At 34.6% G+C, this 20,002-nt stretch carries 18 protein-coding genes and 4 pseudogenes; 11 read left to right on the plus strand and 11 right to left on the minus strand.

All coding sequences use genetic code 11. The features are described from left to right. Window positions 1–36: 36 nt before the first annotated feature. Window positions 37–1,206 (minus strand): acyl-CoA dehydrogenase family protein, encoded by a 1,170-nt coding sequence (locus tag AMD00_RS05480; protein WP_053416049.1) that lies wholly within the window; start codon window positions 1,204–1,206, stop codon window positions 37–39. A gap of 211 nt (window positions 1,207–1,417) precedes the next feature. Continuing rightward, window positions 1,418–2,326: a LysR family transcriptional regulator gene (locus AMD00_RS05485; protein WP_053416050.1), complete on the minus strand. Its 909-nt coding sequence runs from the start codon at window positions 2,324–2,326 to the stop codon at window positions 1,418–1,420. Window positions 2,327–2,638: 312 nt separating this feature from the next. On the opposite strand from AMD00_RS05485, the gene AMD00_RS05490 reads away from it, so the two are divergent. The 3 genes from AMD00_RS05490 (at window position 2,639) to AMD00_RS05500 (ending at window position 5,223) form a co-directional block, all read left to right on the plus strand. Then, on the plus strand, window positions 2,639–3,544 hold the full coding sequence (locus tag AMD00_RS05490) for a cation diffusion facilitator family transporter (RefSeq protein ID WP_053416051.1): 906 nt from the start codon (window positions 2,639–2,641) through the stop codon (window positions 3,542–3,544). A gap of 317 nt (window positions 3,545–3,861) precedes the next feature. After that, window positions 3,862–4,644 (plus strand): class I SAM-dependent methyltransferase, encoded by a 783-nt coding sequence (locus AMD00_RS05495; protein WP_053416052.1) that lies wholly within the window; start codon window positions 3,862–3,864, stop codon window positions 4,642–4,644. Window positions 4,645–4,749: 105 nt separating this feature from the next. Beyond that, complete coding sequence (locus AMD00_RS05500; protein ID WP_053416053.1) at window positions 4,750–5,223, plus strand: hypothetical protein; 474 nt, start codon at window positions 4,750–4,752, stop codon at window positions 5,221–5,223. A gap of 51 nt (window positions 5,224–5,274) precedes the next feature. Here the strand turns inward: AMD00_RS05500 and AMD00_RS05505 are convergent, their stop codons facing one another. Beyond that, complete coding sequence (locus tag AMD00_RS05505; protein WP_245639444.1) at window positions 5,275–5,847, minus strand: protein kinase family protein; 573 nt, start codon at window positions 5,845–5,847, stop codon at window positions 5,275–5,277. A gap of 463 nt (window positions 5,848–6,310) precedes the next feature. Between AMD00_RS05505 and AMD00_RS05510 the strand changes: the two are divergent. Then, a pseudogene (locus AMD00_RS05510) lies at window positions 6,311–6,763 on the plus strand (hypothetical protein); the annotation flags it as partial. Between the two features lie 229 nt (window positions 6,764–6,992). Beyond that, window positions 6,993–7,925 (plus strand): annotated as a pseudogene (locus AMD00_RS05515) (beta-propeller fold lactonase family protein); the annotation flags it as partial. A gap of 337 nt (window positions 7,926–8,262) precedes the next feature. Here the strand turns inward: AMD00_RS05515 and AMD00_RS23905 are convergent. The 5 genes and pseudogenes from AMD00_RS23905 to AMD00_RS05535 form a co-directional block, all read right to left on the minus strand. Continuing rightward, window positions 8,263–8,394, minus strand: a pseudogene (locus tag AMD00_RS23905) (MFS transporter); the annotation flags it as partial. A 147-nt stretch (window positions 8,395–8,541) separates the two neighbouring features. Continuing rightward, window positions 8,542–9,345, minus strand: coding sequence for a hypothetical protein (locus tag AMD00_RS05520; protein ID WP_053416056.1), 804 nt, complete (start codon window positions 9,343–9,345; stop codon window positions 8,542–8,544). 14 nt (window positions 9,346–9,359) lie between these two features. Then, the gene (locus tag AMD00_RS05525) at window positions 9,360–9,656 is read right to left on the minus strand and encodes a hypothetical protein (protein WP_053416057.1); all 297 of its coding nucleotides are present in this window, start codon (window positions 9,654–9,656) and stop codon (window positions 9,360–9,362) included. Continuing rightward, window positions 9,649–10,224 carry a hypothetical protein gene (locus AMD00_RS05530; protein ID WP_053416058.1) on the minus strand — a complete coding sequence of 192 codons (576 nt, stop codon included), beginning with the start codon at window positions 10,222–10,224 and terminating at the stop codon, window positions 9,649–9,651. The genes AMD00_RS05525 and AMD00_RS05530 overlap by 8 nt, the downstream gene beginning before the upstream one ends. Window positions 10,225–10,367: 143 nt before the next feature. Beyond that, window positions 10,368–11,012: a BMQ_0737 family morphogenetic spore coat protein gene (locus tag AMD00_RS05535; RefSeq protein ID WP_053416059.1), complete on the minus strand. Its 645-nt coding sequence runs from the start codon at window positions 11,010–11,012 to the stop codon at window positions 10,368–10,370. Window positions 11,013–11,255: 243 nt separating this feature from the next. On the opposite strand from AMD00_RS05535, the gene AMD00_RS05540 reads away from it, so the two are divergent. The 4 genes from AMD00_RS05540 to AMD00_RS24110 all read left to right on the plus strand — a co-directional run bounded on the left by AMD00_RS05540 (window position 11,256) and on the right by AMD00_RS24110 (window position 14,281). Further along, window positions 11,256–12,419 (plus strand): hypothetical protein, encoded by a 1,164-nt coding sequence (locus AMD00_RS05540; RefSeq protein ID WP_053416060.1) that lies wholly within the window; start codon window positions 11,256–11,258, stop codon window positions 12,417–12,419. Between the two features lie 82 nt (window positions 12,420–12,501). Then, on the plus strand, window positions 12,502–13,113 hold the full coding sequence (locus AMD00_RS05545; RefSeq protein ID WP_053416061.1) for an exosporium glycoprotein BclB-related protein: 612 nt from the start codon (window positions 12,502–12,504) through the stop codon (window positions 13,111–13,113). Between the two features lie 591 nt (window positions 13,114–13,704). Next, the gene (locus AMD00_RS05550) at window positions 13,705–14,115 is read left to right on the plus strand and encodes a DUF4183 domain-containing protein (RefSeq protein WP_053416062.1); all 411 of its coding nucleotides are present in this window, start codon (window positions 13,705–13,707) and stop codon (window positions 14,113–14,115) included. Window positions 14,116–14,158: 43 nt separating this feature from the next. Further along, entirely contained in the window at window positions 14,159–14,281 is a 123-nt protein-coding gene (locus tag AMD00_RS24110) for a hypothetical protein (protein WP_281173035.1), read from the plus strand. A 569-nt stretch (window positions 14,282–14,850) separates the two neighbouring features. Here AMD00_RS24110 and AMD00_RS23150 read toward each other — a convergent pair. Then, window positions 14,851–15,003 carry a hypothetical protein gene (locus tag AMD00_RS23150; protein ID WP_157059178.1) on the minus strand — a complete coding sequence of 51 codons (153 nt, stop codon included), beginning with the start codon at window positions 15,001–15,003 and terminating at the stop codon, window positions 14,851–14,853. Window positions 15,004–15,081: 78 nt separating this feature from the next. Between AMD00_RS23150 and AMD00_RS05555 the strand changes: the two genes are divergently transcribed. Then, on the plus strand, window positions 15,082–16,530 hold the full coding sequence (locus AMD00_RS05555; protein ID WP_053416063.1) for a recombinase family protein: 1,449 nt from the start codon (window positions 15,082–15,084) through the stop codon (window positions 16,528–16,530). A gap of 46 nt (window positions 16,531–16,576) precedes the next feature. Next, window positions 16,577–17,542: pseudogene (locus AMD00_RS05560) on the plus strand (hypothetical protein); the annotation flags it as partial. A gap of 67 nt (window positions 17,543–17,609) precedes the next feature. Here AMD00_RS05560 and AMD00_RS05565 read toward each other — a convergent pair. Further along, the gene (locus tag AMD00_RS05565; RefSeq protein WP_053416064.1) at window positions 17,610–18,578 is read right to left on the minus strand and encodes a DUF4030 domain-containing protein; all 969 of its coding nucleotides are present in this window, start codon (window positions 18,576–18,578) and stop codon (window positions 17,610–17,612) included. 312 nt (window positions 18,579–18,890) lie between these two features. Then, the gene (gene nadA, locus AMD00_RS05570) at window positions 18,891–19,991 is read right to left on the minus strand and encodes a quinolinate synthase NadA (protein ID WP_053416796.1); all 1,101 of its coding nucleotides are present in this window, start codon (window positions 19,989–19,991) and stop codon (window positions 18,891–18,893) included. Window positions 19,992–20,002 lie beyond the last annotated feature (11 nt).

The raw sequence follows: 20,002 nt of genomic DNA on the forward strand, positions 1-20,002 counted from the left end.
CCTCACATTGTTATTTATGAACCATTTAATAGTCTTCTATTTTAATAATTCTTTGGCAATTGTATTTCGTTGAATTTCTGAAGTCCCGGTTAAGATTCGATACATCCTTGCACTTCTGTACATTTTTTCTACAGGGTGCCCTTGTACTAACCCCTGTCCTCCAAAGATTTGGACAGCTTTATCTGCTACACGGTTAACTACTTCTGCAGAATACAATTTTGCCATAGCTGCGCCTGCTCGTTCTTCCTTCCCTGCATCAATCTTTTCGATAACATCATAGACCATACATCTAGCTGCGTATATCTCTGTAGCCATGTCAGCTAGCATATGTTGGATTGCCTGAAATTCACCAATGGTACGACCGAACTGTACTCTTGATTTAGATCGCTCAATCGATAATTCCAGGAGACATTGGGCCATCCCTACAAATCCACTCGCGTGAGAAGCCCGATTCGTATTAATTCTTTTCAATCCAAGTAGCAACCCTTCTCCTGGATTTCCAATAATATTAGCTGCTGGAACGCGACATTGAGTAAATAGCAACTCGGCGTGAATACGTTCACCAGACATCGGAACTTGTATTTCACCTAGTTCAAAACCGGAATTAGTAGGTGTCTTTTTCTCTACGATAAATGCAGTGATTCTCTCTTTCTTATCGTCTAGCAATTCCTTAGCGATCACAATAGCGAAATCCGCATATGGAGCCGCACTGATAAAATGCTTCTTACCGTTTAATATATATTCATCGCCATCTTTAACGGCAGTCGTCTCTATTGCAAATGAGTCTGAACCTGCATTAGGTTCAGTAAGGGCAAAACAACAACTCATTTCGCCTGTAACGATTGGAAGGACATATTTTTGAGTTTGCTCTGGTGTAAAACTTCCTAACATTTGCCCAATTCGTAGGGGCCCACCTATTTCACCAATCACCTGCCCCCACAAAATTGCTCCCGATCGACACAACTCTTCTTTTAACATGCAAAGTCCTTCTAAACTAAGGTCCTGACCGCCTAGTTCTTTCGGTAAATTAATTCCATAAAACCCCAATTCCCTTGAACGCGTTCTTACCCATTTAATTGCTTCCATAGGGATATCCTCTTCTGAATTCAATTGTTTCTCTGCTTCATAAGGGAGCAATTCATTGTCGATAAATTTACGTAGCTTTTCACGAAGTGCTTTTAGATTTTCTTTAAGTACCAATACCATTCGTTTCACTTCTTTCCTATAACTTTATTGAGATTAAATTACAAATCGTGAGTTGTCGGCATTCTAATTGTCTAGAATATACAATTTCATAGAATATTCGTAATTTTAAATCTATTTTAATTTTAGCTATAGATTTCATTGAAGTAAAATAAGTATTTACGATAAAAACTTAAGTAAAATTGATATATGGGTTATACATAGTAGCAAAGGACTAATGGCTGGGATTAGCAATTTCTGATTCTAAACATTTGATAAATTCTATAGCAGTGTTTGATAATGGATATTTCTTCGATCGAAGCCAACCTAGAAATAGAGAATCATGTTTTACGTTAATCAACGGAATAGCAATAACTTCTCCGTTTAAGAAATACGGATCATTATTGACCCCCACTTCATAATAAAATGAAATAGCTAAACCTTCAGAAACTGTTTTTTTAATAACCTCCATATTATTAGTGGAAAACAAAATATTTATTGGACCAAAATGTTTAAAAAGATTTTGAATAAATAGTTGCATTTTCGGACCGTTATAGACGACTAAGCTCTGACCGAGCAAATCTTGAGGGGTTATGCTTTTTCGATGAGCCAATGGTGAATGCTTACTAACAACAACAGTTAACTTCCCTTCTATAATAGGGTTAAATTCCAATTCATCTTCATATAATACTCTACTTGGTATGCTCATTAATCCGATGTTTATCTTGTTATCTTTCACATCATCAATCACATCATGGTTTGCCTTTTCTTCAATAATAATATTTACTTGCGGATACTTTTCTTTAAAGATAGCTAATGACTTAGGCAAAATAGTGAGAAACATACTTTGGGTAGATGCCAATCTTAATTCATTTTCCATCGTATCTGTATAACTTTGAGCTTTGTCCTTTATTTCTTTCAAAATCCCCATAGCTTCATAGGCTTTTTTTATGATCTCAAATCCGGCTTCCGTAGGTATCGTTCCTGCACGCGAACGATTGAAGATTTTCACACCTAGTTCCTTCTCCAAACTCGAGATAGCCATACTAATGCCTGATTGGGAAACATGAAGGTTTTTCGATGCAATAGAAATAGAACGCAATTCAGAGACTTTGATAATATACTGCAGTTGCTCAATGTTCATAATAGACCTCCATTGACGTTCGAATTATAAGAAGCATTTTTTTATTTTATCACATACTGATTATTCTGACTTTAAAACGAACTGCTGTACTAGCAATATGCTAGAACAAAAGGAGAAATAAAAAATAAATCATATTGCTCCACCAAAAACTTCATGGTAAAATTATAAGATGTCTAAAAATAGTGAGTGATAATTATGATACAAACTACAAATTCACAATACTATATATTTCAAAAAACAAAAACCCTCGACTAAAACCAGTCGGGGGTTTTTGTTGCTCTTGGGAAAGAATTTTATAGGAGGTGCAAACTTATGAATCAAGGCACAAATTCAAATGGTTCATTACTTGCCGGGTGGATTAGTTTAATAAGTAACATCATTTTAACAATCCTTAAAATTGTTGTAGGTACTCTCTTCAATAGCCCTGTTCTTCTTGCAGATGGTTACCATAACGCTGGTGATGTTATTGCAAGTGGTGCTGCTTTAACTTCAATGCGTATTTCAAAACGTCCAGCGGATGAAGACCATCCTTATGGCCACGGTAAAGCTGAAGTGATCAGCTCTGCCATTGTCGGTATAATTTTATTACTAGCAGCAATTTATATTGCCTTTGAATCTTTTTCAGCATTCTTTCATGAACCTGAAAAAGCAAGTGTAATAGCTTTTATTACTGCAATTATTTCACTCGTATGGAAGCAAGTTTTATACGTCTATACGATTAGAATTGGCAAAAGAACGAATAGTAAAGGCTTAATTGCAACTGCCTATGATCATCTGGCAGATGTGTATGCTTCATTAGCAGCCGTATTGGGAATTGGCCTTGCACTTGTTGGAGAGATTTATCATATTCAACTACTTACTTACGGAGATCCAATTGCCGGTATCATTGTAACCATCTTAGTTTTCAAACTTGCATATGGAATGATAATAGAAGCAATAGACACACTCATGGAAAAAAGTGTTAGTAAGGAAAGATTGGATAACTTTACGACTTTAATACTTACTATTCCAGAAGTAAAACGCATTGATCGACTACGCGCAAGAGAACACGGTCATTATGTATTGATAGACCTTCGAGTGGGTGTAGCTGGTGAATTAACAATTCAAGAAGGTCATGATATTATTCGCAAAATCAAGAAAACGATAATGGAAAATCAACCTGATGTCGACGAAGTGCTTATTCACCTAAATCCTTGGTACGAAATTGATAAAGCTTAAAGACTTCTACTTTCTTATTTGAATAATCAATTCACATTTATTTTGCCCTACGAAATATTTTTTCGAAAAGCGATGTTAAATGATAGACTTTTCTGTTAATTAAGTATATAGTTAAGGAGAAATCTTCCTTTTATAGCCCTTATTTTTAGTTTCGCTCACTCCTATTGAGTGGGCGTTTTTTTATGGGGTTTATTAATTAATGCTTGAAACTTACATATAAGAAATATTGATCGATTATTATAATATAAATAACATTTACTTACATCTACTTTAGATCGATAATTATCTTAACGTTAATAAGAATTGGAGGTCATTTTATGACGATTGATTTTCATAGTCAGGATAACCGTTCTACTTATGCCAAACGACAAGCAGATGATACTTGGGTGAATATGATCCAGTCAATTTGTGAGATTGAAGGTAAAAACGTTTTAGATATTGGATGTGGTGGAGGTATTTACACAAAAGCTTTTGCAGAAATGGGCGCTTCTTTTGTTACGGGATTAGATTTTTCTAAGGAAATTTTATCTTCTGCCAAAGAGAACTGTAAAAGTTATGCCAACATAAATTTCCATTTAGGTAATGCCTTAAATACTCAACTAAAAAAAGAACAATATGACATTATTTTAGAAAGAGCAATCATCCATCATATTAATGATTTGGAGAGTTGTTTTAAAGAAGCTTTTCAATTGTTAAAACCAGGTGGTATTTTCATCATTCAAGATAGAACACCTGAAGATTGCATCCTTGAAGGAAGTCCTACTCACATTAGAGGTTATTTTTTCTCTAAATATCCATACTTAGTGAATAAAGAAACTGAAAGAAGACATTCAAGTGAAAAAGTCATTCAAACATTACTAGCAGAAGGATTCAAAGATACACAGAATTTTTCGTTTTGGGAAACGAGAAAGACATATAAAGCTCTATCTGATTTAGAAACTGACTTATTAAATAGAACAGGTCGCTCCATTCTATATGACTTGAGTGACAAACAACTTGAAGAACTCGTTTTGTATATTAAAGAAAAGTTGGCTTTAAATGATAATAAGATCATTATCGAAAAAGATAGATGGACTATTTGGAAAGCTATAAAAGATTAATAAGTGCCAGCCACTTAGGTTATTAAAAACTTTTTTGGGTATAATATTTTTGAATTCAAAGTATTCACTTAAAAAGTCATACTCACACAAGGAGTTGGTATTGAAATGAAAGTTGTCAAAACACTCGTTACTGGACTATTAGCAAGTGGTATTGTTCTAACAGGCGTTTCAGGACCTAATGGCGAAATTGACATAGTTCATGCAGAGACATCAATCATTCCGCTATCACCTAATCCACCTATAACGACTTATGACTATTACACTGCAGAAGGTCAAGCCAAAGTGTACAAAATCGTCACGGAGAAAACGAAAATAGATGGTAAAGTTAAAATAACAACGAAACTTGTTGCGTTTAAAGTTGATGAATTTGGCTCAGCTTTCAAAGTATCCCAAACAACTGGCTTACCATCAACAGTGCAAGCTTATATTGGGAAAAGAATAGAATACAAAAAAATAGTTGCCTACAAAGATTTAACCGATGCTGAAATAGGAACAACTTATTATCTTAAAACAAAACAAGATGGTGTTTACGAAACCACAAAAGATAAATGGAACAGTTGGTTTTCGTCAGTTAAATAGACACGTGATAGGGCTATCAGTTATTGGATAGCCCTTTATTCTTTGTATCAATTATTTAAAAATATTCTTTTTATAAATCATAGCAATACCATTTAACATGAATTCTGGAATCTTCTTTGGAAAATAGCGTTTTTCATAATAACAGTAAAACGCCTTTTTCAAATCGAGCCATTGGCTGCAGTCTTTCGTTTGTCTAAATCTAGCCACGTCTATAATCTTTACTTGCTGATCTGATGTAATTAAGATGTTTCTTAAATGAACGTCAGATGGATTTAATCCCTCTTGTTTTGCCAATTGCAAAGCGATATCAATATTTTGGATGACCTCTTGAGAAATTGGAATACCATTTGTGAGACAGTCAAAAAGCGTAGTTCCTTCTATATAATCAATAACTAAATAATTTGATCCTGCATCATAAAGCGTTGGATAATAATTGATTTCCTGAATTACTTTATAGATTTCTGCTTCTTCCTCAGCAATATACATATATTCCGGAAAAAATACTTTCAAAGCTTTTTCCGTTTGTTTAATTCTAAATACATAGGCACTTCTCCCCTGACCAATCAATGATAATGATTGGTCATAGTCCAGTAGCGTATGCTGATTGTCAGGTCCAATTTTCACACTTGCGGCAAGCTCGTGGAATATAAGAATAATAGCAACTCCATTCTGTAGTATTCATTATTTTAAACAAGAAAAGGCGTTATAACCGATTTGTCGGTTATAACGCCTTTACATAAAAAAGACCTTACCAAAAAATCGGTAAGGTCTCGCAAACAACTATTAAAAGTTGCCAATAAAACCGAGGATATTTATCCTGTATTGACGATTTTATTGTATAGCTACTCCCCTTAAACGGAGGATTGTTATATTCAATTATCTTATTATTTTCATTATAGATGTTCGTTAAAGAAACGTCAATTATTGCACTTTTTAGGACTTCACATTGAAGATATCCCTAAAATTTATTTTTTAAAAACATACAAAACATCCATTTAGCCCATACAAAAAATTTAGATTTGGGCAGTAGGCAACATATTCATACCCCTTCATATTCTATAATCAGACCTATTAGAGGGGGAAAAGTATGGGCATAGAATTTACAGCTCTCCATTGGATTTATGTTGTTTTCATTGTTTTGATTATTGGGTTTATGGTGAAGCGTCGAGATACTACCCTCATTTGTATTATTGGCATTTTCATGCTAGCAATTTTCGCAACAGGGAGTTTAACTGCCTCCATAAGTGGCGTTTTTAATAGTTTTATCTATGCCATTACTGAATTAATGTCGACCATTTTAATCATATCGATTATTGTCGCAATGAGCTCTGTGTTATCAAAGTCTGGCATTAATGATGTCATGATTGCACCTTTTACAAAGTTTTTCAAAAACCCGACTCTTGCCTTCTGGATTATTGGTATTTTAATGATGATTATTTCATGGTTCTTCTGGCCATCTCCAGCGGTTGCATTACTTGGTGCAGTACTACTGCCAGCCGCATTACGAGCTGGGTTGCCCGCTCTCGGTGTACCGAACGCTAACAAAGGAATCTTTTTAAACAGGTATTCATTACCACGACACTTTTCAGAAGTATTTGAATATTTGATGTAGGTAAACGTACAAGAAACATAATTCTGTTTGCATATAGTATCAATATATGAGAGTAAGGGTGAGCAATGTGGAAAATTTTAAAAAGTTCAAGTTTAAATCAAATCCAAGTTGTCGTTGTCATTGTTGTGGCTTTTGTTGTCCTTGTCGTTGTAACCAACCATTTATACCTGAACCACCAATTTGTAACTTTCTCGTATATGTTACAGACGCTGGTACGCTAGCTAATCCTGATAATAGTGTATCCGTGATTGATACAGGGACAAATACTATAGTCGCTACTATTCCAGTAGGAACTGGTCCACTAGAAGTAGCGATTTCACCAAATGGAACACTTGGTTATGTTCCAGCTTTCTTATCGAATAATGTAACGGTTTTTGATACTGCAACAAACACTCCAATCGCTACCATTCCGGTAGGAGTTAATCCTCTTGGTGTAGCAATTTCACCAAATGGAGCACTTGCTTATGTAGCAAATCATGGAGATAACACTGTATCTGTCATAAATACAGCAACAAATACCGTAACCGCTACTATTCCTGTAGGGCTCCAACCTCAAGGCATAGCTTTTACTCCGAATGGTGCCTTTGCTTACGTAGCAAATGAAAACTCAAATAATGTATCCGTCATAAATACAGCAACAAGTTCGGTGGTTGATACAATAACTGTGGGAACTCGCCCTAGATCAATCGTTTTCACACCGAACGGACAATTTGCTTACGTTACAAATGAAAATAGTAACACAGTCTCTGTAATTGATGCAGTAACAAATACGGTAGTTGCTACCATCCCTGTGGGAACAGGACCTGTTGGAACAGCAATTACACCGGATGGAACACTTGTTTATATCGTAAATAAAGGTAGTAATACTGTATCCGTCATAAATACAGCAACGAATACGGTGATTGCTACAATCCCTGTAGGACTATCTCCTGACCAAGTAACCATCTTGCCGGATGGAACACTTGCTTATGTCACAAATCAACTTGACAATACTGTGTCTGTCATAGATATAGCAACAAATTCAGTAATCGATACAATTCCAGGGTTTAACGGTCCTACTGGTATAAAAACCGGGACAATCTGCCAATAAAAGATCAAATTTTTATATAAACGAGTTGATTTCATAATCCAGAGTCCTTAGAGCTCAAGGGCTTCAAACAAATAAAAAACAGACACCTCTCCAGATTCGGTATAATGGTAGAGAACAAACAAAACCAAACTGAGTGAATGCCCCATGACTAATGTAAAACAAACAAAGAATTTAAAGAAAAAGATCTTCCTTATCTTTAAACTGTACCCTATAAGATAGACACTTTTGAAAAAACTCTATCCTAAAGGGTACTTTTGTTTATAATGAGAAAGCAATCACTTATACAGACTAATTTAAGCGTCAGAGTGCAAATCCCCCCATACTTTCTACTAAATTCATTCGGACCTAAAACAGCGCCAAAAGTCGTCATAAGATTGTAGTGCTGATAGCAAGCACGCTGTTTTTCATTAGCTAAGTCTGTTCCAGCATATCGAGCCTGTAAATTTGTTGCAGTCCCTTTATGTGTAATATATTAAACAAGTATAGGTGAAATCGATTACCTTGTGCCATTACTTGTCCTTAATGTTACAGATTAGCCGAAATCTCTTATGTTTATTTCGCATTAACTGCAAATGTATCTTGTCTTACTTTTGAAACTGCCTTTTTCAACATACTTTTATACAGTTTTATCAGTAGTTATTTCTATAGTAAGCTCGTTCAATTTGTGATCCAAGTCATTAAGCAAGCGAAATTTATGATTCAACTGCTTTTCAAAATCCATTGATTGAGCCAATACCTTATTTACTTGAGAATCTAAGTGTGTAAGGACCTCTGGATTCATCATTGTTTTTCCACTTAGAGAAAAGCTATGTTTTTTTACATCCGCTAATTCTTTCGATAATTTTTCTATCTCAGTGTTTTTCCCATCTATTTCTAAGGATAAATGCTCATTAAGATTGTCTGAATTAGTTTGTTCTATACGAGATCTTTCAAGGGCTACAATTATAGTCTTCATTTGTTGGCTTATATCCCTTGTAAAAACATTCAACTTATTTTCAAGGCCATCCACTAAAGTCATATAATTAGCATCTGAATTCACAGAAAGAAATTCAGCTTTAGTGGATTTTAACGTTTCCTTTATTAGCTTATTTTCTGCACGCAGTTCTTCTACTACTTTTAATAAACCCTCTATCGAAGAAAGTTGTTTTTTCTGCTGGATTTCTCTTACTTGTATATCATCATAGTAAGTTTTTATTTTTTTTTCATGGTCTCTCTTCTGCTTTAAGAGCTCCATCGAAAGCTCCTTTTTCTGTTTTGTTAATTGAACATTTTCTCGCTCTACTCTCAGTACTAGTGAATAATAATCACTATTTCTGAGCCTTTTGACTTCATTTTTATATTTTTCTAATTCAGCTCTTAATAAAATGATCATTTTCTGAAGCTGAACGGGATCATTACTTTTAACAATATCATTATCCACACTTGCACCTCCTATCACGACAATTTTTCAAGTAAACTAATCACTTCTTCAAATTGCTCCTTACTTTTCTCTAACATCTCGTCAAGCTGCTTAATAAGCTTAATTTCTAATTCTTCATCGCCCATTTCTTCAGCTTTTATCTTTTCTCCTGATATTAAATAATTAATAAGTAGATTCAATGTGCTTTTTTCGAGATAAGCAAAGCTATTATTTTCTTCATTACTATAGCTAGGTAAATTCGTAAGCTGTTCCTTCATAAGTTGATGGATAACACTATCTATTTTTTGATTCATATTTTCATACTCACTCATTTTCATCCCCCTGTGTATAACTAATTCCATTGAGATTAATTGGATTTAAGACAACGACACCATCTTCTAGCTGATCACAATATGTAAAACCTATGATACTTCCTGAATAAGATAAATTATGACCCCATTTGATCTGAAAATTAGGAAATGATAGTGTTTCGTTTGGCTCTAACGTTGTTTTTCCTATAGGTCTAAGCCAGAACTCCACCTTGCTCGATTGATCATTGATTCGCTCCCAGCTACTGTTTCCTTTTAATTTCGGTGCAAAATGTTCATAGACATACTTTCCAGAGAAAGAGAATGGAGAGTCTTCAGGCAGTTTTATACATAGATACGGATTTGTTATAGGCTGATTACCAATATTGCGAATATGATAAGAGCCCAAGCATAAGTTCTCTTCATCCGGATTATTAGAAATATTGAACGAGGATGTGAAATAACTAATGACGTTGACACTATCCGGGATAATGAGTTTACCAACCCTTTGTTTAATTTCATGAACATAAAAATCCGTTTGTTTTTTTAGTTCATTTATCTTTTCTTCCACATGAACAATACGAGCAGTCATAATTAGTCCCCCTTACCAATAGTATTAAATCAACTAAAGAATTCACATTTTTCAGGAGATGGCTATATTTGAATTCTTTCATAAAAAAAAAGAGAGGATTACCCTCTCTTTACGATATGATTTCCTCCTAGGTGTTAGTACCACTAGCCAAGAGTTGGGAAAATAGCGGGACACTGCTGAGGACGAACTACACCCGGACATGTGAATGGTAATTCAGCTCTTGGTTCACAGAATGTTGCTAAGAATTCCACAGTAACTGGGAATGTAGATTGAATACTTTGACAAACTGATACAGTAATTGTTAGTGCAGAAAACGTAATTGTGCCCTCTCTAGCTGTTAATGTACCTGTTGTACACACGAAACAATCTAAATCTGTGAATAAAATTTCTACATCTGTCCCTTTCGGCGCACATAATGTAACTTGTTCACAACGCGAAACTGGAATATTATTGCTTGTGTACATAGTTCCATTCGGTAAAGTAACAACTATCGTAAGAATAAAATTCTTTTGAATAGTTAGATTTTGAAGACATACCGTTGAACCATCAATGGAGAATTGGCGATTCTCACGGCTCAAAATTACAATTGGATTACTTGTAGCTGGAACTACTTTACATGTAACTACTGCACCCGTTAAGTCAGTATTTTGGTATACTCCTGGAAAATCAATTGGTCCAGTAGGAGAAATATCAAACGACATTTCTTTTACAATCCAGTCAAATACCTTATCAACGTTTATACAAATTAATTCTGGGTCCTGCGCCTGGGATGGCATATTCTCTTGCATCCTTTCGACACCTCCATAAAATTTTAGCTTTCGTTGTATCATATGTTTTATACCTATAAGTGCATGGGCTATCAAATAATTCGTTCTGATTTTTATTAAAATGCTTAAGTATCAGTATGTATCGTGTTTACTTACATCTCCTCTTCTTATATAGAAACTAAAATATTTGAAAGGACCGGGATATTTGTAACAGAAAGTAAATATTTAAATAAAATATTAATAGACTGAAAGGGGTGAAATGCAATGGAAGATTCAAAATTGTACTCCACTCAAGACATTGAAATATGGAAGAAAAAAATAGATGCCTACAAGGAAACGTTAACTTCATTAAAAATGGGGACTTCAAATGATGATTATCTATTTATGAAAAAGGATTTTAATGGGATTAAAACGCAGATGGCACTTATAGAAGGGCAAACTGAAACAATAGAAGATATGCAGAATTCGCAAATCAGAGGCTATGAGGAGCAGATAAAACTTCTATCGACACAAATGGAGTCTCTGAATCAAATGAATGAAAAAATGAATCAAGAAATACTAAGGGTTCTAAACAAATTAGGCACGATTGAAAATACTGAAACTCCAACCACTACACCTAAAACTGAAAACACATCTAAATTTATTGCTAACGGTGCACAGAGAGATCCAATAATTACACTGACAACAAACCAATCGGTGATTACATCAAAACAGCCATCTTATAAAATGTTACAAAGTCTGGCAGGTAAAGCAACAAATGGGCAATTAGATGCAAACAATGGTATACCTTCCGCTCGCAATGAAAATCAAAGAAATGTTCCCGAAGAACGCCATTTTAATCAACAATACTTTCAATCAACAAATACTCATCCAAGCCAAATATATAATGGTTTATATAGAAATACCACCACCGAATCCACCTTTCATTTTAAAAACGCTATGAATGCACAGGAAGCTCCAATCAGAGTTTATGAATCTAATACTTTACCGCATGCTGAAATCCATAATCCCATTGATAATGAACTTAAAACGGAAGATTTAGTTAATTACGGAGACTCCGAAAAAATTAATAACACTGTCATCACTATAGATAAAACGAGCTCTGTAATAACAAAAGAACCTGTCTTTCCTGAAACTTCTGAAATAATTAATGAAACTGCCATTTCTGAAAATTCTATAGTAGTTAAAGAGCCCACCTTTCCTGAAGATTCTGAAGTGGTTAATGAGCAAGACAACACAAATACATCCCCTACTTTAAAAAGTGACGAATTTGAAATCTTTGAAGTTACGCCAAAGAATAAATTTGAAACCCATATACAAATTGAAGAGTTAAACAAGCAACCTGAGGTAAAAGAAGAATCAACTGAAGAAGGGCAAAAAAAAGAAAAGAACTCTTTGTTTTTCAATTTCTTTCGAAAATGGAGTTAGTTTAATATTTTGCACCATTTAGGTCACTGCCCTTTCCCCCTATTCTTAACTGAATAGAATAATGGAGAAAGGGGGTGTAAAAATGTGTATGAATAATTCAAATTGCGGCTGCGCAAATAATACTAATTGTACTTCACTTGGTCCTTTTACAGCTGTAGACGCTGCATGTATTACTACACCAGCACTAACAGGCACTATCGTCCCATTCGCTTCAGGTACAATTCCTGTTGTTTTAGTAACACTTGCTGGTGGCTTAGTCGGTACTTCAAGTCTTGTAGGATTTGGTACGGCTATTCCAGGGGTATCTCTTGTTGGTAATAATATAGACTTGTCAGCTGCTACTGGAACGGAAGCCTTTTCAGTTCCACGTGCTGGTAGTATTACATCTATATCTGCATCCTTGTCTGCAACAGTTGCTTTAACCCTTGTAGGAGGAACAGCAACAGTCAGAGCACAAGTTTACCGCGCGGTTGCGGGAAGTAATGTTTTCAGCCCTACAACAGCATTTGTTGATTTATCACCAGCTCTTTCAACAATCGCAGTAGGCACTATTACATCTGGTACTGCAAACGTTGCACCAGTGTCAGTAGCTGCAGGTGATCGTTTATTAATGGTGTACTCTGTTACTACCACAGGGATTGCACTAGCTACTACTATTACTGGTAATGCAAGTGCAGGAATTAATATTGCATAAAAGATTATGATCGTAAGTTAGATTAAAGCTACCATACAGTATCATTATCTTTGTAAAATAAGATAATTACTTGAAAACAAAAGTAATAAGTAAAGTAGGCGATTTTCCCAAAATCGGGAAATCGCCTGCTTTTCTCTCTAAAAATATAGTTATAATTTCGCCAAAGCAATTTAAATATGAGCGAGATGATACTTTCCGTGCCAAGTATATAGGGCTACCGAAAGGAATATACATAAAAACCAATGCTATATTCTCTTGTTAGTGGCCTTCTTACCATAATTTTATCTTTAATCCTATTGGTTATAATTTGTTTCACATTGTTAATACAGTAGTGTCATAAACAAAATGCAAATTTATTATTTTTACAACTCAAATTATAAATTATATAATTTGTCACTTCCTATATAGGGAGTGGCTTTTTAATATCTTTTTTTCTCAAAATGTTCAGCACTATCTCCTATGTACTTCCCAATCACCTTCCGACATTAATTCATAGAATATTAATGAATGAACAGCTTTCTCAATTATAAGTAACACACGCCTATAACTTACCGTGTTACTAACATATTACGGAATGGAGGTGACAAAAAAATGAACCGACAAAAATTGATTTGTGACAGTTACTGTGAAAAGAACCAAGTTCTTTGGCCCCGTATTAAAGCTATTGATATAGGTTCTATTCAACCTCCTCCAGTTGTTATGCCTGAAGGAACTATTATTCCAATAATAAATAGATATTTATTTATTGCTACAGCAGATATTAGTTTAACAAACGGTGCAACCATTCCTGCAAATTTATTTACAGATGATAATGACAATCAATTAACAGAATTCAAACTTTTTAATCCCAATGGATATGTCAATCTTTACATCAACGCTTTGATGCAAGTGGGCGGTACGTATAATGTAACCCCAGATTCACTAATCATTAACCCATTTAATGAAACAATTTATGCTGGAACTCCCATCATAATAGAATCATTGGGATTCCAACAAATGTGATATAAAATCTTCTAAACTTTTTATCTTAAAAGGAGGTTAGAAAATGGCGGCAGGCGATTCGTATACTGTTTCTGCAACAGAGTTAACTTTTAACGGTGTTACTGGCACAATTACAGCAGGAACTCCATTGGTAGTAGAAGCTGTAGAATTAGTTACACAAACTTAATGATTAATAATTAACAACCAAATCATAAGTTTTAATTGTGTAAGCTTTCTAGCCTTTCTTCTATTTTGGTGCTTAGGGTCACTTTTATACCAAGTGATCCTCCAAGCCTATATATATTTATATAGAAAGCAATAAATATAGTAATCCCACTTTTCTAGATCTCTGCATTACCACTTTAGTCATTTCCTGCTTCGAATCGTTGACGTACGTGTTATAAAGAGCATCTCTTTATAAGCTTTTAGCTGTGCATTTTGCTCAATAACAACATACTTTCGATGTGTTCTAGGATCATCCCAAGCTAAATAACAAATCTGCTGAAAGTCTATTTTCAATAATAATAATTTAGCTTTTTAATTTATAAACCCTAATAACAAGATACATAAAAAAACAGACTTTAATCACTTCAAATCAAGTCTGTTTTAATTGTATTTAATTGGATTTCATACATCATTTCACTTACATTTTACTTTTATTACCGTGCCACGATTTTGTTATATTAAACTCTGATAATAATCCAAAAGAGCATGCATTTTAATCATTATATAATCGTATTATAAAACATTCTGATTTTAACACTCTTGTGTTTGTGTAAACTCGGTTTTCTTAGATATTGTAACTTCTTCGGATTCTTCTTGTTCTTTTGCTAAATATCTAATTGTTGCTGGTAAGAGGTATTTATTCACCGCAGCAGCAAGCTTTTCTGCTGGAACTACTATCTCCATTTTTCTACCCCCCGCTTTTCGAGATGTACCATTATATTTTATGTAGTGGGCTGAAAAAGGTGCGAGGTGAATTTTTTTATGGAAAATAATTTAAGAACGGTAGAATATGAACGAGTTTCTACTGATGAACAAGCGGTAGAAGGATACAGTTTAACCTCTCAGCAAGAAAAAGTAAGAAAATTTATAGAATCCCAAGGAAACTGGGATTTAGTTGACACATATATCGATGATGGATATAGTGCCAAAGATTTAAATCGTCCTGCTATGAAAAAATTAATCGAAGATGCTAAAATGGGGAAATTTGATGTAGTAGTCTTCTATAAACTCGATCGCCTAGTTAGATCAGTTAGTAGTCTTCATACACTTCTCAAAACATTTGAAGAAAATGGAGTTATGATAAAGAGTGTTACTGAAGTATTTGATACCACTTCGGCTTTAGGAAGATTCTTCTTGACTCTTGTGGCTGCAATGGCTGAATGGGAACGCGAAACAATTTCTGAACGTGTATTATTAAATATGGGAAAAAAAGCGGAAGTTGGAGAAAGAAATGGTGCAAAAGCTCCTTTTGGGTATAAGAGTATAAATTCAAAATTGGAAATACACGAGGAAGAAGCCCTTTTAGTAAAAGAAATATTCCGACTTTATAATGACGGTAAGGGCTTACGCTCAATCGCAAAATATTTACAACAACTTAATATCGATAAGGATATTCGAACGATTTCTAGAATGCTTGAAAACCCCGTATATTGTGGAAAAGTAAGATGGGGACATAATTCGAATAGAATCGAAACAATTATTATTAAAAGTGAACACATACCAGCGATTATAAGGGAAGAAACCTATGTTGAAGCACAAAACCGAAGAATAGCTAATACAAAAGAAGGGAAAAAAGCAACCTCACCTTACCCATTTAGTGGTGTTTTACGATGTGCTAGATGTGGTTCCGCTTTGTCTGGACAATTTAAAAAAGAAAGAGGTACAAAACACTACATTTGTATCGGGAAAAAAAATAAAGGAACATGTGATTTGCCAATATTCACCGAAAAAACACTTATTAGTGAATTTCTTAAAGGATTATCTACTGATAATCTAGAAAGTTTCATTAATTCAATAGTACCTAATCTGGAAGGATCAGTCTCAGAACAAAATAATGATTTAATAATTGCTGAAATTGAAAAACAACTTAATATAATCAAAAAAAGAAAGAAAAATTGGATGCTAGCTCTTGGTGATGGGATAATGACCCATAAAGACTATTCTGAGATGATGTCTCAAGTACTTAAAGAAGAAAACCTATTAATAGAACAAGTGAATAATCTTTCGTCTAAAAAAAATGTAAAAGATACATCGCAAATAATCGAACATGCAAAAAACATTTCTGTAATTTGGGATAGAGCTAATGAAAACGATAAAAAGAACTTTATCAATCTACTTTTTGAGGAAATAGTAGTGGATGTTCCAAGTGATTATAGACGGGGCAGAGGAAATTCTCCTTCCGTGGATATTAAAGAAGTTAAATTACGATGATACATCAAGAACCTTTTATATACTACAATTCATTTAAAAGGTTCTTTTAGTCACACTAGGTGTAGCGATGGCGATGAACTTATTTGGTCATGGTATTGCTTTATCAAGTGATTTTGTCATTCAAGGTGCCCCTAAGCTTACTGCAGATGCAGCCGGGTTACCAGTCGGAGATGTTATTTCAGCTAGTATTCCACTCGTCATTGTAATGGGCCTTGTTACGACTATTACTGCGTTTATACTATTAAAACGTGATATGAAACGAGGTACAATCGCATTAACTGGAACAAACGTTTCAAATGAAGAGCAAGAAAAAGATGAAAAATTGCTCACTCTTAAACAAAAACAGTTCTTTGCAATTATCATTCCAATAGCTTTCTTAGCAGATGTCGTAGCAATGTCCATTTTAAAGTTGCAAGGTGGAGATGCGACAGCATTAATCGGCGGTACTGCCGTCTTCATTTTACTCATTCTCTCCGTTGTAGCCCACAAAAAACAAGGACTTGAAAAGACTACAAGTTATCTAATACACGGCTTCCAATTTGGTTTTAAAGTATTTGGCCCTGTTATTCCTATTGCTGCCTTCTTCTATTTGGGGGATTCTGGCTTCACCCAAATCATCGGTGACTTTTTACCGAAAGCCTCTCACGGTATTGTTAACGATTTAGGTGTTGGATTAGCTTCGGTAGTTCCATTAACAAAGGAAATTGCTGCGGTTACTTTATCAGTCGTTGGCGCAATTACTGGATTAGATGGTTCAGGATTCTCAGGCATTTCATTAGCTGGCTCTGTCGGAAGCTTGTTTGGCAATGCAATTGGAGGTGGCACCGATACTTTAACTGCGCTCGGACAGATTACAGCAATCTGGGTTGGGGGCGGAACTTTAATTCCTTGGGCACTTATCCCAGCTGCAGCTATTTGTAATGTCAGTCCATTCGAACTTGCTCGTAGAAATTTAGTGCCTGTTATTACTGGATTAGTCGTCACAACCATTGTGGCAATGTTCTTGATTTAACTCTGTTGAACCGATGCCAGCCATTCATATTTTTACGCGATCGTAAGTAATATAGATGGCTGGTATTTTAATTTTGAGTGGCTATATTAATTTCCTTATTATCACTGCCATAAATAACAATGTTGTATGGTTCTTGATTTATCGAGCTAGCATCTCCGTGAGTTGTTATAAACATTCTAATAGACTTCTCAATTTTTTGAGCTTCTTCTATAGCAGTCGCATCTGTAGGATTTATAGACGTATTTATAAGAAAAGATGATGGTGGTTCAAATAAAGAATAACGAATATCTTTTATTTTCATTTCGTCTTTTCCAATGAATTCAGTGTTTATTTTATTTATTATAGCTTGCCATTTCAGGGCTATTTCTTCTTCTTGAGCATCTATTGAATATGTTTTAATCAAGTAGGGCTCAAAATTATTTTCCTTTACAATACTTTGTACTATTTTTTGTATTACACCAGTTCTTGTTTCCTTATCTGATGCAACCAATATAATCATATTCTGAACATCATTATTATTAACAGATACCGATATTAGCTTATAATCTTGTAACCTTGTGTCGTTCTTTATATTATTTTGTAATTGTTTTGCCATCAAATTGGTTTCTTGATAAATCATTGTATTTAGAGATACATTTTGAAGATCTTGAACAATTTCTAATTTATAATCTGTAAGATCAAATGAGTTTAACAGTGAATTAACTTCCTTTTCTATCGCTTTTTCCACTTTTAAAGGATTTTGTTCTGATTTATCTATATTAATAACAATGTTTTTCTTAGGCGCAACTATCGAAACATTTTCAAACGGATAATTTTTAGAAATTAATCTTTCTGTTATTATTTTGACAATATCTTTATTTAAAAGGGTAGGTTCATATATTAAATTTAAGAAAGGTGTCTTGGCAAAAACATTATTTATAGTTGGTGAAATAGATGCTGAACCAAATAGCAATACACCTGCTAGAACTGTTCCGCTTATGTAAAATTTCATGGACTTTCTTTTTTTCTTTCCATTGGTTGTGAACTCAATTTTCAACTTATTTTCATTCTTACTTTGAATAAAAACGACCTCCTTCTTTAATAAAATATTGAAGTTAATAATGCAATTAAATGGAGTAACCTCAATTTTAATTAGCAAAAAATGAGTACGAGCTTTTGCAATATATAGTAGTTTATGTATGAGTGCTTGTCCTTATCATAGAAATACATAGCTAAATGACGATAATCGCCTTCAATTAAATTGTATACAGGAATTGATGGTGTAATGAGAACTATCTATACAAAACAAAAATACGGTGGCTCATTATATTTTCAATGAGCCACCGTATTTTTTAGTAATTATATTTTCTTACGCTCTTGCCAACATCCTTTCAAGCGCTTTGATTGCGTCTTTCGTCGTTTCTTCATCAACCTGAATAACATTAATATCTTCATTATTAACAATGCTATCCAAGCTCCAAAGCAAGTGTGGTAGATCAATACGATTCATAGTCAAACAAGGACACATGCTTGGATTAAGTGAAACGATTTGTTTGTTAGGATGGTTTTGGATTAAACGATTAACTAAGTTCATTTCCGTTCCGATTGCCCATTTACTACCTGGCGCTGCATTCTCGATCGCGTCGATAATATATTTCGTAGAACCGTTGTCATCCGCAAGTTCAACGACTTCTCTTGAACATTCGGGATGAACGATGATGCGTATTTCTGGATCGCTTTCACGAAGATCAGCAATATTTTGGACGGTGAATTTCTCATGAACGGAACAATGCCCTTTCCATAAAATCACTTTGATGTCCTCAATTTCTCCTTCGTACTCTAGCTTATCGTTTATCGGATTCCAAACAGCCATTTGCTCAAGTGGAATACCGATATCGTACGCTGTGTTTCTACCGAGATGTTGATCTGGTAAAAACAAAATACGTTCTTTTTGTGTAAATGCCCATTTCACCATTGAATGAGCATTTGATGATGTCACTGTTGCTCCACCATTTTTCCCAACAAATGCTTTAATAGCTGCAGTTGAGTTGACATATGTTAGTGGTGCGATTGTGTCACCGAACATCTCTGTAAGTGCGTCCCATGCACGATCCGTCTGGAAAATGTTCGCCATGTCGGCCATCGAACAGCCTGCACGCATGTCAGGTAAGTAAACTTTCTGATGGTCGTTCGTTAATATATCAGCCGTTTCTGCCATGAAATGCACACCACAAAAAACGATATGCTCCGCTTGTTTATTGGCTGCACAAAGTTGTGCAAGTTGCAGGGAGTCTCCCGTTACATTTGCAAACTGAATGACTTCGTCTTTTTGATAATGATGTCCTGGGATGAAAAGTTTCTCCCCGAGCTGTAGTTTGATTGCTATTATACGCGCTTCCATTTCCTCACTCGTTAAATTTCGGTATGTTTCCGGTAATGTTCCACTTTTTTTCTCTTCAAAATAGTGCATGATGGACACGT

The organism is Viridibacillus arvi (genome assembly GCF_001274945.1).
Taxonomy (GTDB): Bacteria; Bacillota; Bacilli; order Bacillales_A; family Planococcaceae; genus Viridibacillus; species Viridibacillus arvi.